This is a genomic window from Paenibacillus polymyxa (assembly GCF_001719045.1).
In the GTDB taxonomy this organism is placed as follows: domain Bacteria; phylum Bacillota; class Bacilli; order Paenibacillales; family Paenibacillaceae; genus Paenibacillus; species Paenibacillus polymyxa_B.
Genome location: NZ_CP015423.1, coordinates 404,317 through 417,654, shown reverse-complemented (window position 1 = coordinate 417,654; position 13,338 = coordinate 404,317). Strand labels below are relative to the sequence as shown.

Below are 13,338 nucleotides of genomic sequence, written 5' to 3'. Positions count from 1 at the left end.
GGTTATTTTTTTTTACTTTTAGTCCGTGCTAAGATATTATTATCTATTGGGACATAAACATGTATTTTTCGACAAAGAAGGATACAATATATGAGAGTGACCAGGAAAGGGTGGAGTAAAGAATCATGCAATTTAAAAAAATCGGCGTCATCGGCGGCGGCACCATGGGACAGGGGATTTCTGAAATGCTCGCGTCCAAAGGAATCGATGTGCTGTTGGTAGAGCAGACACCAGAGAAACTAGACTACGCCTACAATATGATTGAAACGAGTCTGGACAAACAACTGGAAAAGTGGGCAATTACTCAAGCTGAGAAAAAATTGATCTTATCCCGTATTCAAAAAGTAATCCATTTGGCGGAGCTCGGCAGCTGCGATATGGTCATTGAGACTATTACAGAGAATCTGGACGAGAAGAAAGCAGTGTTCCAAGAGCTAGACTATGTGTGTCCAAGCAATATTATTCTTGCAAGTAATACATCCACGCTGAGCCTGACCGAGCTTGCTAGCTCGACCAAGTATCCTGAGCGTGTTATTGGTATGCACTTTATTTATCCAGTATCTCGTATTGATCTTGTAGAAATTATTCGTGGTTTGAAAACTTCGGACGATACATTTGAACATACTAAAATGTTCGTGGAAGAAATAGTGGAGAAAAAAGGAGTCATGATTTATGAATCTCCTGGATTCGTAACAAGCCGGATTATCTGTCTGCTGATTAACGAAGCGGCCCATGTACTTCAAGAGGGCGTGGCTTCCGCTGAAGATATCGATGACGCTATGCGAATCGGCTATAGCTTCCAAAGCGGTCCTTTGGAAATGGCTGACCGCTTTGGTCTAGATTCCGTTTTGGCTGCTCTGGAGCGTATGTTCCGTGAATTCGGCGAATTGAAATATCGTCCGTCCATCGTACTGAAGAAAATGGTGCGTGCAGGTAATCTGGGCGTGAAATCGGGCGAAGGCTTCTTTAAGTACGACAAGGATGGTGACCGGATATGAAAATTCTCGTAATCAATGCAGGGAGTTCTTCCCTGAAATACCAATTGTATGATATGACAGACGAGTCCGTTCTGGCAAAAGGATTGGTAGAGCGCATCGGTATGGATTCCTCCATTCTTACGCATAAGCCAACCAATAAAGAAGAATACACCGAAGTTAGCGAAATTTTGGAACATACTACAGCCATCCGTAAAGTGCTGAACGCACTCACAGATGCTGAACATGGTGTAATCTCCAGTACTAGTGAAATACAGGCTGTTGGCCACCGTGTGGTTCATGGAGGCGAAATCTTCAAACAGTCAGCAGTTGTAACGCCTGAAGCGAAGAGTGAAATCCGCCGCTTGTTTGACCTGGCACCACTGCATAACCCTGCTTCCATGATGGGGATTAAAGCGGCTGAATTGAATATGCCAGATGTACCGCAGGTTGTGGTATTTGATACCTCGTTCCATCAAACCATGCCTGAAAAAGCTTATATGTACGCCATTCCAAGAGTGTTGTACAATAAGTATAAGGTTCGTCGTTACGGTGCCCACGGCACTTCCCATGATTTTGTAAGTAAGGAAGCCGCCAAATTCCTTGGTCGTCCTTTGGAAGACCTGAAGATTATCACTTGTCATATCGGTAATGGTGGTAGTGTAACAGCAGTTCAAGGCGGTTTGTCTGTTGATACTTCCATGGGTATGACTCCACTGGAAGGTCTTATGATGGGTACTCGTAGTGGTGATTTGGACCCAGCAATCGTACCTTATGTCATGAACAAAGAAGAATTGACTGTCAATGAAGTCAATTCCATGCTGAACAAGCATAGTGGACTTTTAGCTATCTCCGGTATCAGCAGTGACATGCGTGAAATCACAGAAGGTATGGAAAAAGGCGAAGCTAATTCTACATTGGCATTCGAAATGTATGAATACCGTCTGCGCAAATACATTGGATCGTATGCTGCCGCAATGAACGGGGTAGACGTAATTGCATTTACAGCAGGTGTAGGCGAGAATTCCATCGTTCTGCGTAAGAGAGTGTTGGAGCAATTGACATTCCTCGGTATCGAGCTGGATGAATCGTTGAATGCTATTCGTTCTGGCGAGCCTCGCCGGATTACAACTGCAAATTCAAAGGTAGAAGTACTGATCATTCCAACGAACGAAGAACTGGTTATTGCCCGTGACACGTTCCGTCTGGTTCAGTAGTTCGGTTCGAAAGTATAAACTTTATGCATGCGGACTTACGTTTGAGTTCCGCATGCACCAAACAGCGAGAGCAAACAGCCTGACCCAGGGGGAAGGGCTGTTTGATTTTCGGTTAAGAGGAGAGAGACGGTCATGACGAATAAAAGTACGATTGCCCAAGTGGGTCGCCATGTAGGGGAAACGGTTACAATCGGCGCTTGGGTAAACAATAAACGATCTAGTGGTAAAATTCAGTTCCTGCAACTGCGCGATGGTAGCGGGTATATTCAAGGGGTTATCGTGAAAAGCGAAGTGTCCGAGGATATTTGGAATGACGCCAAATCCTTGACTCAAGAGAGCTCCCTTTACGTTACTGGAGTGGTGCGTGAAGAACCGCGTAGCCAATCGGGCTTTGAATTAACGGTTACAGGCATTGAAATTATTCATTTGACCGAAAACTACCCGATTACACCCAAAGAGCATGGTGTAGATTTCCTGATGGATCATCGTCACTTGTGGCTGCGTTCCGCCAAGCAACGTGCTGTTCTGATCGTACGGGCGGAAATTATCCGTGCTGTACAGGAATTCTTTAACGGCAACGGCTTTACGAAGGTGGACCCACCCATTTTGACTCCTTCCTCTGCAGAAGGCACAACAGAATTGTTCCACATTAAATATTTTGATGAAGATGCGTATTTGACACAAAGCGGGCAGTTGTATATGGAAGCCGCGGCAATGGCACTGGGCAAAGTATATTCCTTTGGTCCAACTTTCCGTGCGGAAAAGTCCAAAACACGTCGTCACCTGATTGAGTTCTGGATGATCGAGCCTGAGATGGCTTTTGTGGATCATGAAGAATCCTTGCGCGTTCAGGAGCAGTTTGTAAGTCATATCGTGCAATCTGTTCTGAAAAATTGTGCGAAGGAGCTTGAAACAATCGGACGCGATGTTTCGAAGCTGGAGCAAATTCAAGGCGAATTCCCACGTATTACGTATGATGAGGCGATTGCCTTCCTTCAAGGTGAAGGTTTCGATATCCCATGGGGAGAAGACTTTGGTGCTCCTCATGAAACGGCGATTGCTGAAAGATATAACAAGCCTGTGTTCATTACACATTGGCCGACTCACATTAAGGCATTCTATATGAAACCCGACCCGACCCGTCCAGAGGTTGTTTTGTGTGCCGATATGATCGCTCCTGAAGGCTACGGCGAAATTATCGGGGGTTCCCAACGGATTGATGATCCAGCATTGATGGAAGAACGTTTTAACGAGCATAACTTGGCTCGTGAAGCCTACCAATGGTATATGGATCTGCGCACCTATGGTACCGTTCCGCATTCCGGCTTTGGACTGGGCCTGGAGCGCACAGTAGCATGGATTTGTGGGCTCGATCATGTACGTGAAACGATTCCGTTCCCACGTATGCTGTATCGTTTGTATCCGTAACCGATGACCGGATCATTCGACAAGACATCAGCGGCAGAATGGGCGGAGGGAGTAGCCTTTGCTATGGAAGCCGGAATGGTCCAGATTCCCTACGCCCTGCTCAAGCATTATCGGACACTTCGGCTGACGGATGGTGAAATGCTGCTACTGATGCAGTTGCTTGCCTTTAAACAAGCGGAACGTAATGAATTTCCGACATGGGAACAATTGCAGTCACGTATCGGATGCACTGCGAACGAAATCGCACTCTATTTCAGTAAGCTCATGAAAGAAGGATTTTTGAGAATCGATTCCGTAGAAGACCGCAGCTCATCCGTACAATTCGAACGTTACAATTTGACGGGGCTGTACCGTAAGTTGGCAGAATGTATGATCGCTGAGCGTAATGAGCAGCACGATGAAGATGACATTTTGTTTGCCGGAAAGCCGGATTTACTGAATGGAATATCAGAATCCCCGCTTACAGAAGAACGGAATTTGTTCACGATTTTTGAGAAAGAATTCGGGCGCCCATTGTCACCGATGGAATACGAGACGATCACCAGCTGGGTGGATCAGGATCGGTATCCCGAGGAGCTGATTTTGCTGGCTTTGAAGGAAGCGGTATTTGCAGGGAAAGTACATTTCCGGTATATAGACCGTATTTTGCTGGAGTGGAGCCGAAACCGTGTTCGTAATGCACAGGATGCCAAAGAATACGCCCAGCGATTCCGTGGTGGCGGACGCAATTGATATATCGGTCTAAATAGGCTTTAATGATAGAGGACACACCATTCCGTCAGGAGGGTGTGTCCTTTTTTAAATATTTTTTTCGAAATATGCAGGGGAAGGAAATTTCCTGGCGTCTATAGTATTGGGAAGGGGGAGAGCGTCATTGATATAGAGAGAATCATTGAACGAATACGGTCCGGTGACCGGCAGGCGTTCCGTGAGATCGTAGAGCTGTACAGCAAGCATGTATTTCATATCGCCTATTCGGTACTGCATGACAGCAAGGAAGCCGAAGATGCCGCACAGGAGGCGTTCGTTCAGGTGTACAAGTCTCTCCCCCAGTACCGGAACGAAGGATTTAAAACGTGGCTGAGCCGAATTGCGCTCCACAAAGCGCTGGATATTAAGCGCAAACAGGACAGACGACCCGCAGAGCTTATAGACGTGGCACAATCCCTTGTACAGCTCCCTTCCCGGGATGAGGATGTGCTGGCCCGTCTCATCCGCGAGGAGCAAACTGTAGAACTATCGCAAAAAATTGCCCAGTTGCCCCAGCAACATCGGGATATTATTCAAGCCTATTATATGCAGGGCAAAACTTACGATCAAATTGCAGAAGAGACGCAGGTAGCTTTAAAAACAGTAGAGTCGAGACTCTATCGGGCGCGGCTATGGATTCGAAATCACTGGAAGGAGGAGGAATGGCAATGACTGACCAACAAGATAAACCGTGGATTGAAGGGAAATCGAATGACTGGCATGCTTACATTGCAGGAACTTGCACGATAGAAGAATCTGCCCGGCTGGAAAAGCTACTGCTGGAAGACGAACAGGCGCTGATGTTATATCTTGTTGCACTGGAGCAACTGGAGTCAACTTTAAAAGATTATTCTGCCTGGATGGATACGGAGCGCTTCACAGATCAGGTAATGGCCGTTCTTCCCGAGATAGAAGCTGAACCGAGTCAAGTTATGTTCAAAAAACGCCGCTGGTTTGAAAAACCTGTGTTTCATTATGTTGTCGCCGCAAGCCTAACGTTGATCTTGTTGTCCAGTGGAGCCTTTGACAAAATGATGCCGCAAACAGACGGAAAGCCGATTCCTCCAAAAGAACGCGTTTCTTACAGTGAAGAGGTCATGCGAGCTACAACAACCTGGCTCGATAAATTAAAGCCCTAAATCTTATCGGATAAAGGCTGAGATGAAAAAACTCAAAAATAGCAACCTTCAATTGGGAACTTTATCAAAATCCCATAAATAGAAAGGAAGTGTAGCGATGCCTTATACGGAAAGAAGCAAGCTCTTGGCATTTCTATTGAACATCATTCCCGGTGTGGGACACTATTACTGGACCCGAAAAGCCAATGTGTTTGTATACACCATTTTGTTTTTCGGATGTTTGGCAGGAGGATTATTTCTTGCATTCGTAGTAAGAGACGAATCGCCTTTATTATTCGGTATGTTTGTTGCCGCCCTTTTTTGGGGACTCAGCATGCTGCATATCATGATTAGCTTGTTGCGTTATGATCCTCGTGCAGTCGCTGCTCCATACCCCCCTCATGCAGGGCCCAATCCATATGATTTTTACTCGCAAAATGGACCTTATGGACAGGCTGGTTTAACAGGGGAGGTACCGGAGGGGGCAACACACGCAGATACGGATGTACCGGGAGCAGGAATGGGATATGGCCCGGGCTATAATAACCATTATCAACAAGGACACTATGGTATGGCAGGATCACCTGCTTTTCAAAGAGGATCGGAGAATGAGCGCTTTTTTACGATTTTGCTGTCGTTCATTCCTGGATTGGGGCACCTCCATTTGGGGCTGATGCAGCGTGGATTATCTTTTTTACTGTCCTTTTTTGGCTTTGGTGCGATTCTTATCTTTATTACTAGCATTACTAACGAATCCGGATTTTTGGCCTTTGCGGGCGTGTTGCCGATCATTTGGCTGTATTGCATGTTTGATGCGGTGCAGCATGTACATCGCAAACAAGCTGGAGAAATTCTTCAGGACCGGACTTTGTTTGAGGAACTGGAGCATGGAAGAATCGAGGGACGCCGAAGTAAAATGCTGGCTACCATTTTATCGGTATTTCCCGGTGCCGGACATATGTATATAGGTTTGCAAAAGCGTGGACTCCAACTCATGCTTTTGTTTTTAGGAGGCATCTATGTACTGGATGTGCTGCATCTTTCACTCTTTTTGTTCCTGCTTCCGGTGGTTTGGTTTTACAGTTTTTTTGATGCATTGCAGCAAGTAAGCCGTTATGGACGGGAGCCGCTGATCGACAAACCTGTGATCGGTATGTTTGCACAATATCACCGCTGGGTAGGCTTGGGGTTACTATTGCTGGGCGCCTATTACATCTTAATCAACGTACTAGTTCCTACTCTGGATCGTCTATTTCCAAACGGAGAGATTTATAATTTGGTTGACATGTATCTACGGACGATTATCGTATCCTTATTGTTGATCGGCGGTGGTATTTGGATGATGATTGGGAATTCCAAATCTAAACGAGTAAAGGAGAAGCAATAGAATGGATACTGAATTTTCAAAGAGTGAGGCTCCCTTAAAGGGAGTCCATCATCCTCATAGCGATGGAGGAGGTGCCACAGGTATATTGGGTACATCATCTAACAAAAATAGCTCCTCTAAAGCGTCAAACACTCCGGCAGGGGTGTGGAAAGTTGGAAGGCTGTCAATGGGACTTTTCCTTGTCCTGCTGGGGGGCGTAACGTTTGCCTCCAAGTTTTGGGGAGCGGGCATTCTGGACCAGGCGTTAACCTGGTGGCCTGTCGTTTTTGTTTTGCTGGGATTGGAAATTTTAATGTATACTGCTTGGAAAGGGACGCGTGAGCGCATTCGTTATGATTTATTCAGTATGTTTATTACGGCGGTATTGGTTTTTTGCTGTATCGGATTTGCCTTGGTCAGTTCATTGGGGATCACTCCGCAAGTCAGAGAAATAATGAGTTCGGTTCAGGAAACAAGGGTTCTCCCAGACTGGCATGAAAAACTGCCTGCCGAAGTGACCAAGGTGATTGTACAGGGAGAAGATCCTTATGCGGTCAAAATTGACGCAACCACCTCACCGGAGGTGCATGTGTTCGGAAGTTATGTATACACAGGTAAAGAGGATGAAATAAAAGGACAAGATTTATACCAGACCAAGCAAATCGGCGATACATTGTATGTATTACTGGGTCAAATTCCGACACGTTTTATGCAGACTCAGCAGCAGCTTGATGTTACGATTGCTGTACCTGAGGGAATTACGGTTACTGTGCGCGATAGCCGAGGAAATATCATTGAAAAATAGGGAGATCTTCCGGCCCCAACTTTACATTTCGTATCATTCACGCGATACTGAAAGGGAAGCCTGAGATGTCATCAATGTTGCTAGCTAATGGTGTATTTGCTTATCAGGCGAAACTTGATGATGTGCAGTCGAATAGCGATTGTGATCGGAAATGAGGGAGAAAAATGATTTCATTGAATCCTGATACGCTTACAGGGCGTGAAAATTATAAGCTGTTGACCGGAAGTATCATCCCAAGGCCGGTAGCCTTTGTAACGACTTTGAGCAGCGAAGGGGTGCTGAATGGTGCGCCGTTCAGTTATTTTTCCATCGTAGCCTCTGAACCGCCACTGCTGTCTGTATCCGTACAACGTGTCGATGGAGTATCCAAAGATACAGCACGTAATGCGATGGAGCATAAGGCATTTGTCGTACATATCACAGACGAGGACAATGTAGGAGCGGTGAATGTGACGGCTTCCCGTCTGTTGCCGCAGGAGAGTGAGGTTGCACTGGCAGGCCTTACCCCAGTCAAAAGTATAAAAATCGAAGTTCCCGGTGTGGCAGAAGCGAAAATACGCATGGAATGTATTCTGGAACAAGTTATACCGTTGGGAGGCAAGGAGGACTCACCTGCCTGTGATCTGTTAATCGGACGCGTAGTGCAGTATCATTTGTCCGAGGAAGCATACCAAAATACGTATGTGATTGCTAAGGAGTTGCGTCCAGTAAGTCGGTTGGCTGGGAACAACTATGCGAAGCTAGGAGAGCAATTCACGCTGGAGCGTCCCCAATAGGGGGCGTTTTTTTACAGCATGCCTAAGATTTTATGTGGCTAGTAGAATAGAATACCCTAATTATAAAAAAGAGAACGTTCCTGTGCTATTGCTTAGGCTCCGTTCTCGATATTCAATGGCCACTTTTACAAATAATGATAATCATCTTTGATATTTATGAGTTTATTGACTTCAAAGTTTTCAGCAGCAGGGAGCGATAGGTCGTTTCAAACAAAAATTCAAACGCCTCCAAATGCTTTTTAGCCTCAAATACATCACGGCCCCACGCATAAATGCCGTGGTTACGCAATAAAATTCCAGGCACCTGAACATTCAGCACACCGGGCACCAGCTTGGCAATCGAGGCAATATCTGCGTAATTAGGCAGCACAGGAATATCAATCGCAGCATTTTCGTCCCAAATGTTAAAAGCCTTGATCAGCTCAATACCTTGGATAGGTACAGCGCCTTGCTCACCGTAATATTCGGAAATCAGATTATTAAACACGGTATGCACATGAAAAACGGCTCCGCAGCCTGTCAGGCGGTAAATTTCGCAATGAATAAGCGTCTCTGCGCTTGGCTTGAGGTTTGTCGCTTCTGCCGCTTTTCCGTACTGGTCTACGAACAGAAAATCTTCCGGAGTACGCTTGGTTTTATCCTTGCCGCTGGCGGTGACTGCAAAATAAAATTGTTCGGGATGAAAGTCACCGATTCGGATCGACAAATTGCCGCTCGTGCCTGGGAACCAGTTGCGAGATGCGAATAGTTCTTTGACATCAGCGAGTTCTTCCAGTGCGCGGCGTTTTTCTTCCAATGAAATGTCTGCCAAGTTAAAACTCATTTACAGCACCCCTTGCTCCTGTTTTTGCTTTAAATCCTCGATAATGTCATCAAATGTTTCAAAGGGTACATGTGGTACGCCAAGCTCTTGACACTTTAAAGTCAGATGCGAACGGGAGTACACAAGATCGGCAATTTTAGCTCCTTCAAAATCGGTTAGGCTGTCGCCGATCAAAATCCGTTCGTATTGTTCGGAAGGATATTGACGAATCACAGTCGTTTTACACATGCCACAATCATTTGTACACGGTTCCTCACATGGATGCGGCCACGTAATCTGGATGCGCTCCCCGGAAAAATCCGCTCCGTTGCAATAGACGTGTTCGTGTGGAATGTCAAAGGGTTTTAGCAGTGGATCAATAAAAAAATCAATGCCGCCACTGGTGACGAAAAATTGAATCTGCTGCTCTCGTACATAGTCCAAAAAGCGTGCAAAGCCCTCGCGTATACCAGCTTGTCCAAGTACATATGAGATAATTTCGTCCTTTTGCTCCGAAGGCATCAGGGCAAACATCGCACCTACGCCTTCACGAATGGATGTATGCCCATTTACGATCTGATGCATGATGGGCTCACAGCCTGTAGGCTGAAAATGCTTCATAATGGCGACAATATTGTCGCTGTTCGTAATTGTCCCGTCAAAATCGCAAAAAATGACGGGCTTCTTTGCTATGTTCATTGTTCGCCTCCCCATGTGTTGAGCGCAGATTGCAGCTCGGGGTGAGTACGGGCGTATTCTGCCAGCGGGACATTCTTTTGTACCGCTTCAATCGCCTGCACAAAGGCGCGCCCACCAGCTTCTGTACCCAGCGGATGACCGTGAATCCCGCCCCCAGCGTTGACCACGACGTCGGTACCAAAGTCACGTACAATGAGCGGCACGAGGCCCGGGTGAATCCCTGCGGAAGGGACAGGCATGCTGGCCTTCAGCGGTAGATCAGGGTTGATCAGCTCATCGCGGATTGCCATGTTTTCGTCACGCGGCATCGTCACTGAGCCATAGGGAGAAGGGAAGAGGACGAGGTCAGCGCCAGCCAGCCGCATAAGCTGACCGAGCAGGACGGACGCCGATATACCATAATGTGGCGATGGATAAACAGCACCCGCTAACGAAGGATGGGCTGCAATCGGCACCGAGACGGCGGGATCGCTGCTAAGTTCATGCAGCACATCGTAACCGTAGGCCAACACGTTAAACAGTAACGCGTTGGCACCCGCATCAATGGCCTTGAGAGCTTGTGTCTTAAGCTGCGAGGTCGGTCCAGTTAAATTAGCGGCATACAGCAGCTTTTTACCGGTTTCACGCTCAGCCGCTTCGGCGGCTTTGATGCAGGCTTCGACACGTTTTTCAATCGGCGTCAGCGCGTTTTCAAATAAGATCTCGTCGTCCTTGATCAGATCAACACCACCGAGAGCCTGCCGGGTAAACTGTTCACGAAGTTCGTCCAAATTGAGGCCAATTACAGATTTGAAAATGCTCATGAGCAGGGGGCGATCATACACGCCAAGCTGCTCGCGCAAGCCGCTGATACCGAATTTCGGTCCTGGAAAAGCAGAGCGGAATGCTTCCGAGAAACCCAGCTTCGTTAGCTTAATTCGGCCGTCCATCGAAATTTTGCCGAAGACCGTGACCAGCAGAGCGGGAATGTCTCGGCTGAAGTTGACATCCGGGTAAGCGATGGTCAGGTCCGCGTACCGTTCACCGGGACCTCCATCGTGAATATCCACAGAATGAACCGAGCCAAGATGCTTTTGCATCGCGTCCCGTTTGGCTTGTGGGAGCTCAGTCCAGCTGCCCACCGTCATGCCGATGGCAATAGATTGGGCCTTTTGGTTAAAATCGGCTTTGTCATCGTATACCCGGTAGGTCGCCAAGCAATAGCTCATTCAATTCCCTCCTTGAGTACAGCTCCCATCTCGCGGGATCGTTCAGCGCACCGCTGCACCGCCGCAATCACCGTTTCGTAGAAGTCACCTTTGTCCAGCATTTCCAATGCAGCTACCGTAGAGCCATTAGGCGACATAATTTTATGGCGAAGGGCAGAAGGCTCCTCTCCGGTTTGCTGCACCATACGTGCCGCTCCAAGTGCGGTTTGCACCGTTAGTTCGTGCGCTTGCTCAGGGGTCAAGCCACCACGGATTCCTCCGGCAATCATGGCTTCCATCAGGTAGTAGACATACGCAGGGCCGCTTCCAGATATCCCGGTCAAAACATCCATTTTCTCTTCTTCTATAACCGTTACCGTACCTACAGATTCGAACATTGTAAGCACGTTTTTACGTTGGTTTTCGCTGATCTCCTTGGAAAAGCTAATACCTGTGGCTCCCAGCCCAATTGAGCTGGATGTATTGGGCATCGTCCGTGCGATCGGCTGCTTGCGACCTAGCAACGTTTGCATCGTACGAATAGACAATCCGGCGATTACCGAAATGATCAGCTGCTCATCAGACAGAAGTGGGCCGAGCTGTCCAAGTGCTTGTGCAGCATCCTTGGGCTTCATGGCAAGCACTATGACCGGAGAACGACGCAGAAGCTCGGTTTTGGCGGCATCCTCGGTTTGGAACAAGACTCCATATTGCTTTTGAAGTTCCTCAAGGCGAGCCTGATTACTGCGGTTGATGACGGTAATACCACTAGGTTTGACAACAGAACGAGCCGTCATTCCGCGAATAATAGCCTCTGCCATTGATCCTGCCCCGAAAAATGTAATTTGCTCATTAATTAAAACCTTTGTCTGTGATTCACACATAGATTCATAACCTCCAAGGATACAGATTGATTTAAGTTATTATTCCCTGATTTGTCCAGTACCGTACACGCGATATTTGGTTGAAGTCAAGGCAGGCAATCCCATTGGACCGCGGGCATGTAATTTTTGTGTGCTGATTCCGATCTCGGCACCAAACCCAAATTCGAAGCCATCCGTGAAGCGAGTGGATGCATTGTGGTACACGGCTGCCGCGTCCACTTCTTGCAGAAAACGCTCGACATGGGCTTTGTCCTCGGTGACAATACACTCTGAATGCATCGTACCGTAGCGGGCAATATGCTCCAGTACTTCGTCCAGATTGTCCACGACCTTTACGTTCATAATGTAATCATTATACTCGGTGCCATAATCCTCTTCTGTAGCAGGAACAGCCCAAGGAGCCAATTCTCGTGTGCGTGCACAGCCGCGTAGCTCAACCCCCGCATCACGAAAGCGTTCTGCCAATTCTGTTAAATGTGCTTTTGCATAATCCGAGTGTACGAGCAATGTTTCCATTGAGTTACACACGGACGGTCTTTGCACCTTGGCATTCAGTGTAATCGCTTCGGCCATTGCGGTATCCGCTGTAGCGTCCAAAAAGGTATGGCATACACCAGCTCCGGTTTCGATGACAGGTACGGTAGCGTTCTGAACAACATTTTGAATGAGTGAACGTCCGCCGCGTGGAATAATTACATCCAGCAAGCCGTTCAAGGTGAGCATTTCGTTGACCGAGGCACGGTCTGAATCTTCAATAAGTTGAAGCGCCTCGCGTGGCACAGCGGTTGCGTCTAGTGCCTGCTGGAGTACTTCAATAATCTTGCGGTTGGAGAAGAGGGCGGCCGAACCACCGCGTAGCACAACCGGATTGCCTGTTTTCAAGCACAGGCCCGCGGCATCCACGGTTACATTTGGACGCGCTTCATATATGATGCCGATGACACCCAGCGGTACACGTATCTTCTCAATTCGCAGGCCGTTTGGACGTTCAATTTGCTCAAGGGTGTCGCCGACCGGGTCAGGCAGTGCCACAATTTGGCGTAATCCTTCGGCAATAGCTCCGATTCGGTCCTCGGTCAGCTTGAGGCGGTCGAGCAGCGATTCCGATGTTCCCTGTTCCCGTCCACGTTTCAGGTCATTATGGTTTGCTGCAATCAGCTCTTCAGTATGATTTACTAGAGCTTCAGCCATAGCAAGCAATGCTTCGTTTTTCTGTGCTGTAGTCAGGCGGTTCATGACCCCGGCACTTTTTTTAGCAAGATTCGCTTTGGTTCGTACTTCGCTAAACTGATTCTCCTCGGTTGCAGCTGTGTTAGTCGTTAAATCACTCAT

Annotated in this window: 14 protein-coding genes; 9 read left to right on the top strand and 5 right to left on the bottom strand. The window is 47.5% G+C overall.

Annotated elements, in window-relative coordinates:
• The first annotated feature begins 125 nt into the window (after window positions 1-125).
• The 9 genes from AOU00_RS01955 to AOU00_RS01915 all read left to right on the top strand — a co-directional run bounded on the left by AOU00_RS01955 (window position 126) and on the right by AOU00_RS01915 (window position 8,434).
• Window positions 126-998 (top strand): 3-hydroxyacyl-CoA dehydrogenase family protein, encoded by an 873-nt coding sequence (locus AOU00_RS01955; protein ID WP_069289809.1) that lies wholly within the window; start codon window positions 126-128, stop codon window positions 996-998.
• On the top strand, window positions 995-2,191 hold the full coding sequence (locus AOU00_RS01950) for an acetate/propionate family kinase (RefSeq protein ID WP_013310675.1): 1,197 nt from the start codon (window positions 995-997) through the stop codon (window positions 2,189-2,191). The genes AOU00_RS01955 and AOU00_RS01950 overlap by 4 nt, the downstream gene beginning before the upstream one ends.
• Before the next feature lie 132 nt (window positions 2,192-2,323).
• Window positions 2,324-3,619, top strand: a complete 1,296-nt coding sequence (gene asnS, locus AOU00_RS01945) for an asparagine--tRNA ligase (protein WP_013310674.1) — start codon at window positions 2,324-2,326, stop codon at window positions 3,617-3,619.
• Between the two features lie 3 nt (window positions 3,620-3,622).
• On the top strand, window positions 3,623-4,351 hold the full coding sequence (locus AOU00_RS01940) for a DnaD domain-containing protein (protein ID WP_069289808.1): 729 nt from the start codon (window positions 3,623-3,625) through the stop codon (window positions 4,349-4,351).
• A gap of 54 nt (window positions 4,352-4,405) precedes the next feature.
• Entirely contained in the window at window positions 4,406-5,041 is a 636-nt protein-coding gene (locus tag AOU00_RS01935; protein WP_069289807.1) for an RNA polymerase sigma factor, read from the top strand.
• Window positions 5,038-5,508: a hypothetical protein gene (locus AOU00_RS01930; RefSeq protein WP_061829178.1), complete on the top strand. Its 471-nt coding sequence runs from the start codon at window positions 5,038-5,040 to the stop codon at window positions 5,506-5,508. The genes AOU00_RS01935 and AOU00_RS01930 overlap by 4 nt, the downstream gene beginning before the upstream one ends.
• Before the next feature lie 97 nt (window positions 5,509-5,605).
• The gene (locus AOU00_RS01925; RefSeq protein WP_069289806.1) at window positions 5,606-6,874 is read left to right on the top strand and encodes a multi-tm2 domain protein; all 1,269 of its coding nucleotides are present in this window, start codon (window positions 5,606-5,608) and stop codon (window positions 6,872-6,874) included.
• Window position 6,875: 1 nt separating this feature from the next.
• Window positions 6,876-7,658: a hypothetical protein gene (locus tag AOU00_RS01920; protein ID WP_069289805.1), complete on the top strand. Its 783-nt coding sequence runs from the start codon at window positions 6,876-6,878 to the stop codon at window positions 7,656-7,658.
• Between the two features lie 164 nt (window positions 7,659-7,822).
• Window positions 7,823-8,434, top strand: coding sequence for a flavin reductase family protein (locus AOU00_RS01915; RefSeq protein WP_069289804.1), 612 nt, complete (start codon window positions 7,823-7,825; stop codon window positions 8,432-8,434).
• A 154-nt stretch (window positions 8,435-8,588) separates the two neighbouring features.
• On the opposite strand, the gene AOU00_RS01910 is transcribed toward AOU00_RS01915, so the two are convergent.
• The 5 genes from AOU00_RS01910 to AOU00_RS01890 are packed head-to-tail and all read right to left on the bottom strand — an operon-like array spanning window position 8,589 to window position 13,338.
• Window positions 8,589-9,257 carry a methylthioribulose 1-phosphate dehydratase gene (locus AOU00_RS01910; RefSeq protein WP_069289803.1) on the bottom strand — a complete coding sequence of 223 codons (669 nt, stop codon included), beginning with the start codon at window positions 9,255-9,257 and terminating at the stop codon, window positions 8,589-8,591.
• Window positions 9,258-9,935: a 2-hydroxy-3-keto-5-methylthiopentenyl-1-phosphate phosphatase gene (locus tag AOU00_RS01905; protein ID WP_069289802.1), complete on the bottom strand. Its 678-nt coding sequence runs from the start codon at window positions 9,933-9,935 to the stop codon at window positions 9,258-9,260.
• A complete protein-coding gene (locus AOU00_RS01900; protein WP_069289801.1) occupies window positions 9,932-11,143 on the bottom strand; it encodes a 2,3-diketo-5-methylthiopentyl-1-phosphate enolase in 1,212 nt (403 codons plus the stop codon). Before AOU00_RS01900 ends, AOU00_RS01905 begins: the two co-directional genes overlap by 4 nt.
• Window positions 11,140-12,006, bottom strand: coding sequence for a pyrroline-5-carboxylate reductase (gene proC / locus AOU00_RS01895; protein WP_028540660.1), 867 nt, complete (start codon window positions 12,004-12,006; stop codon window positions 11,140-11,142). Before proC ends, AOU00_RS01900 begins: the two co-directional genes overlap by 4 nt.
• A gap of 39 nt (window positions 12,007-12,045) precedes the next feature.
• Window positions 12,046-13,338 (bottom strand): glutamate-5-semialdehyde dehydrogenase, encoded by a 1,293-nt coding sequence (locus tag AOU00_RS01890; RefSeq protein WP_069289800.1) that lies wholly within the window; start codon window positions 13,336-13,338, stop codon window positions 12,046-12,048.

What these genes read in the sequence shown, in the direction of transcription:
- AOU00_RS01900 (WP_069289801.1), bottom strand. Translation starts at nt 11,143, where the DNA reads ATGAGCTATTGCTTGGCGACCTACCGGGTATACGATGACAAAGCCGAT.
- AOU00_RS01950 (WP_013310675.1), top strand. Translation starts at nt 995, where the DNA reads ATGAAAATTCTCGTAATCAATGCAGGGAGTTCTTCCCTGAAATACCAA.
- AOU00_RS01940 (WP_069289808.1), top strand. Translation starts at nt 3,623, where the DNA reads ATGACCGGATCATTCGACAAGACATCAGCGGCAGAATGGGCGGAGGGA.
- AOU00_RS01955 (WP_069289809.1), top strand. Translation starts at nt 126, where the DNA reads ATGCAATTTAAAAAAATCGGCGTCATCGGCGGCGGCACCATGGGACAG.
- AOU00_RS01905 (WP_069289802.1), bottom strand. Translation starts at nt 9,935, where the DNA reads ATGAACATAGCAAAGAAGCCCGTCATTTTTTGCGATTTTGACGGGACA.
- AOU00_RS01910 (WP_069289803.1), bottom strand. Translation starts at nt 9,257, where the DNA reads ATGAGTTTTAACTTGGCAGACATTTCATTGGAAGAAAAACGCCGCGCA.
- asnS (WP_013310674.1), top strand. Translation starts at nt 2,324, where the DNA reads ATGACGAATAAAAGTACGATTGCCCAAGTGGGTCGCCATGTAGGGGAA.
- AOU00_RS01925 (WP_069289806.1), top strand. Translation starts at nt 5,606, where the DNA reads ATGCCTTATACGGAAAGAAGCAAGCTCTTGGCATTTCTATTGAACATC.
- AOU00_RS01915 (WP_069289804.1), top strand. Translation starts at nt 7,823, where the DNA reads ATGATTTCATTGAATCCTGATACGCTTACAGGGCGTGAAAATTATAAG.
- AOU00_RS01890 (WP_069289800.1), bottom strand. Translation starts at nt 13,338, where the DNA reads ATGAGTGATTTAACGACTAACACAGCTGCAACCGAGGAGAATCAGTTT.
- AOU00_RS01930 (WP_061829178.1), top strand. Translation starts at nt 5,038, where the DNA reads ATGACTGACCAACAAGATAAACCGTGGATTGAAGGGAAATCGAATGAC.
- AOU00_RS01920 (WP_069289805.1), top strand. Translation starts at nt 6,876, where the DNA reads ATGGATACTGAATTTTCAAAGAGTGAGGCTCCCTTAAAGGGAGTCCAT.
- proC (WP_028540660.1), bottom strand. Translation starts at nt 12,006, where the DNA reads ATGTGTGAATCACAGACAAAGGTTTTAATTAATGAGCAAATTACATTT.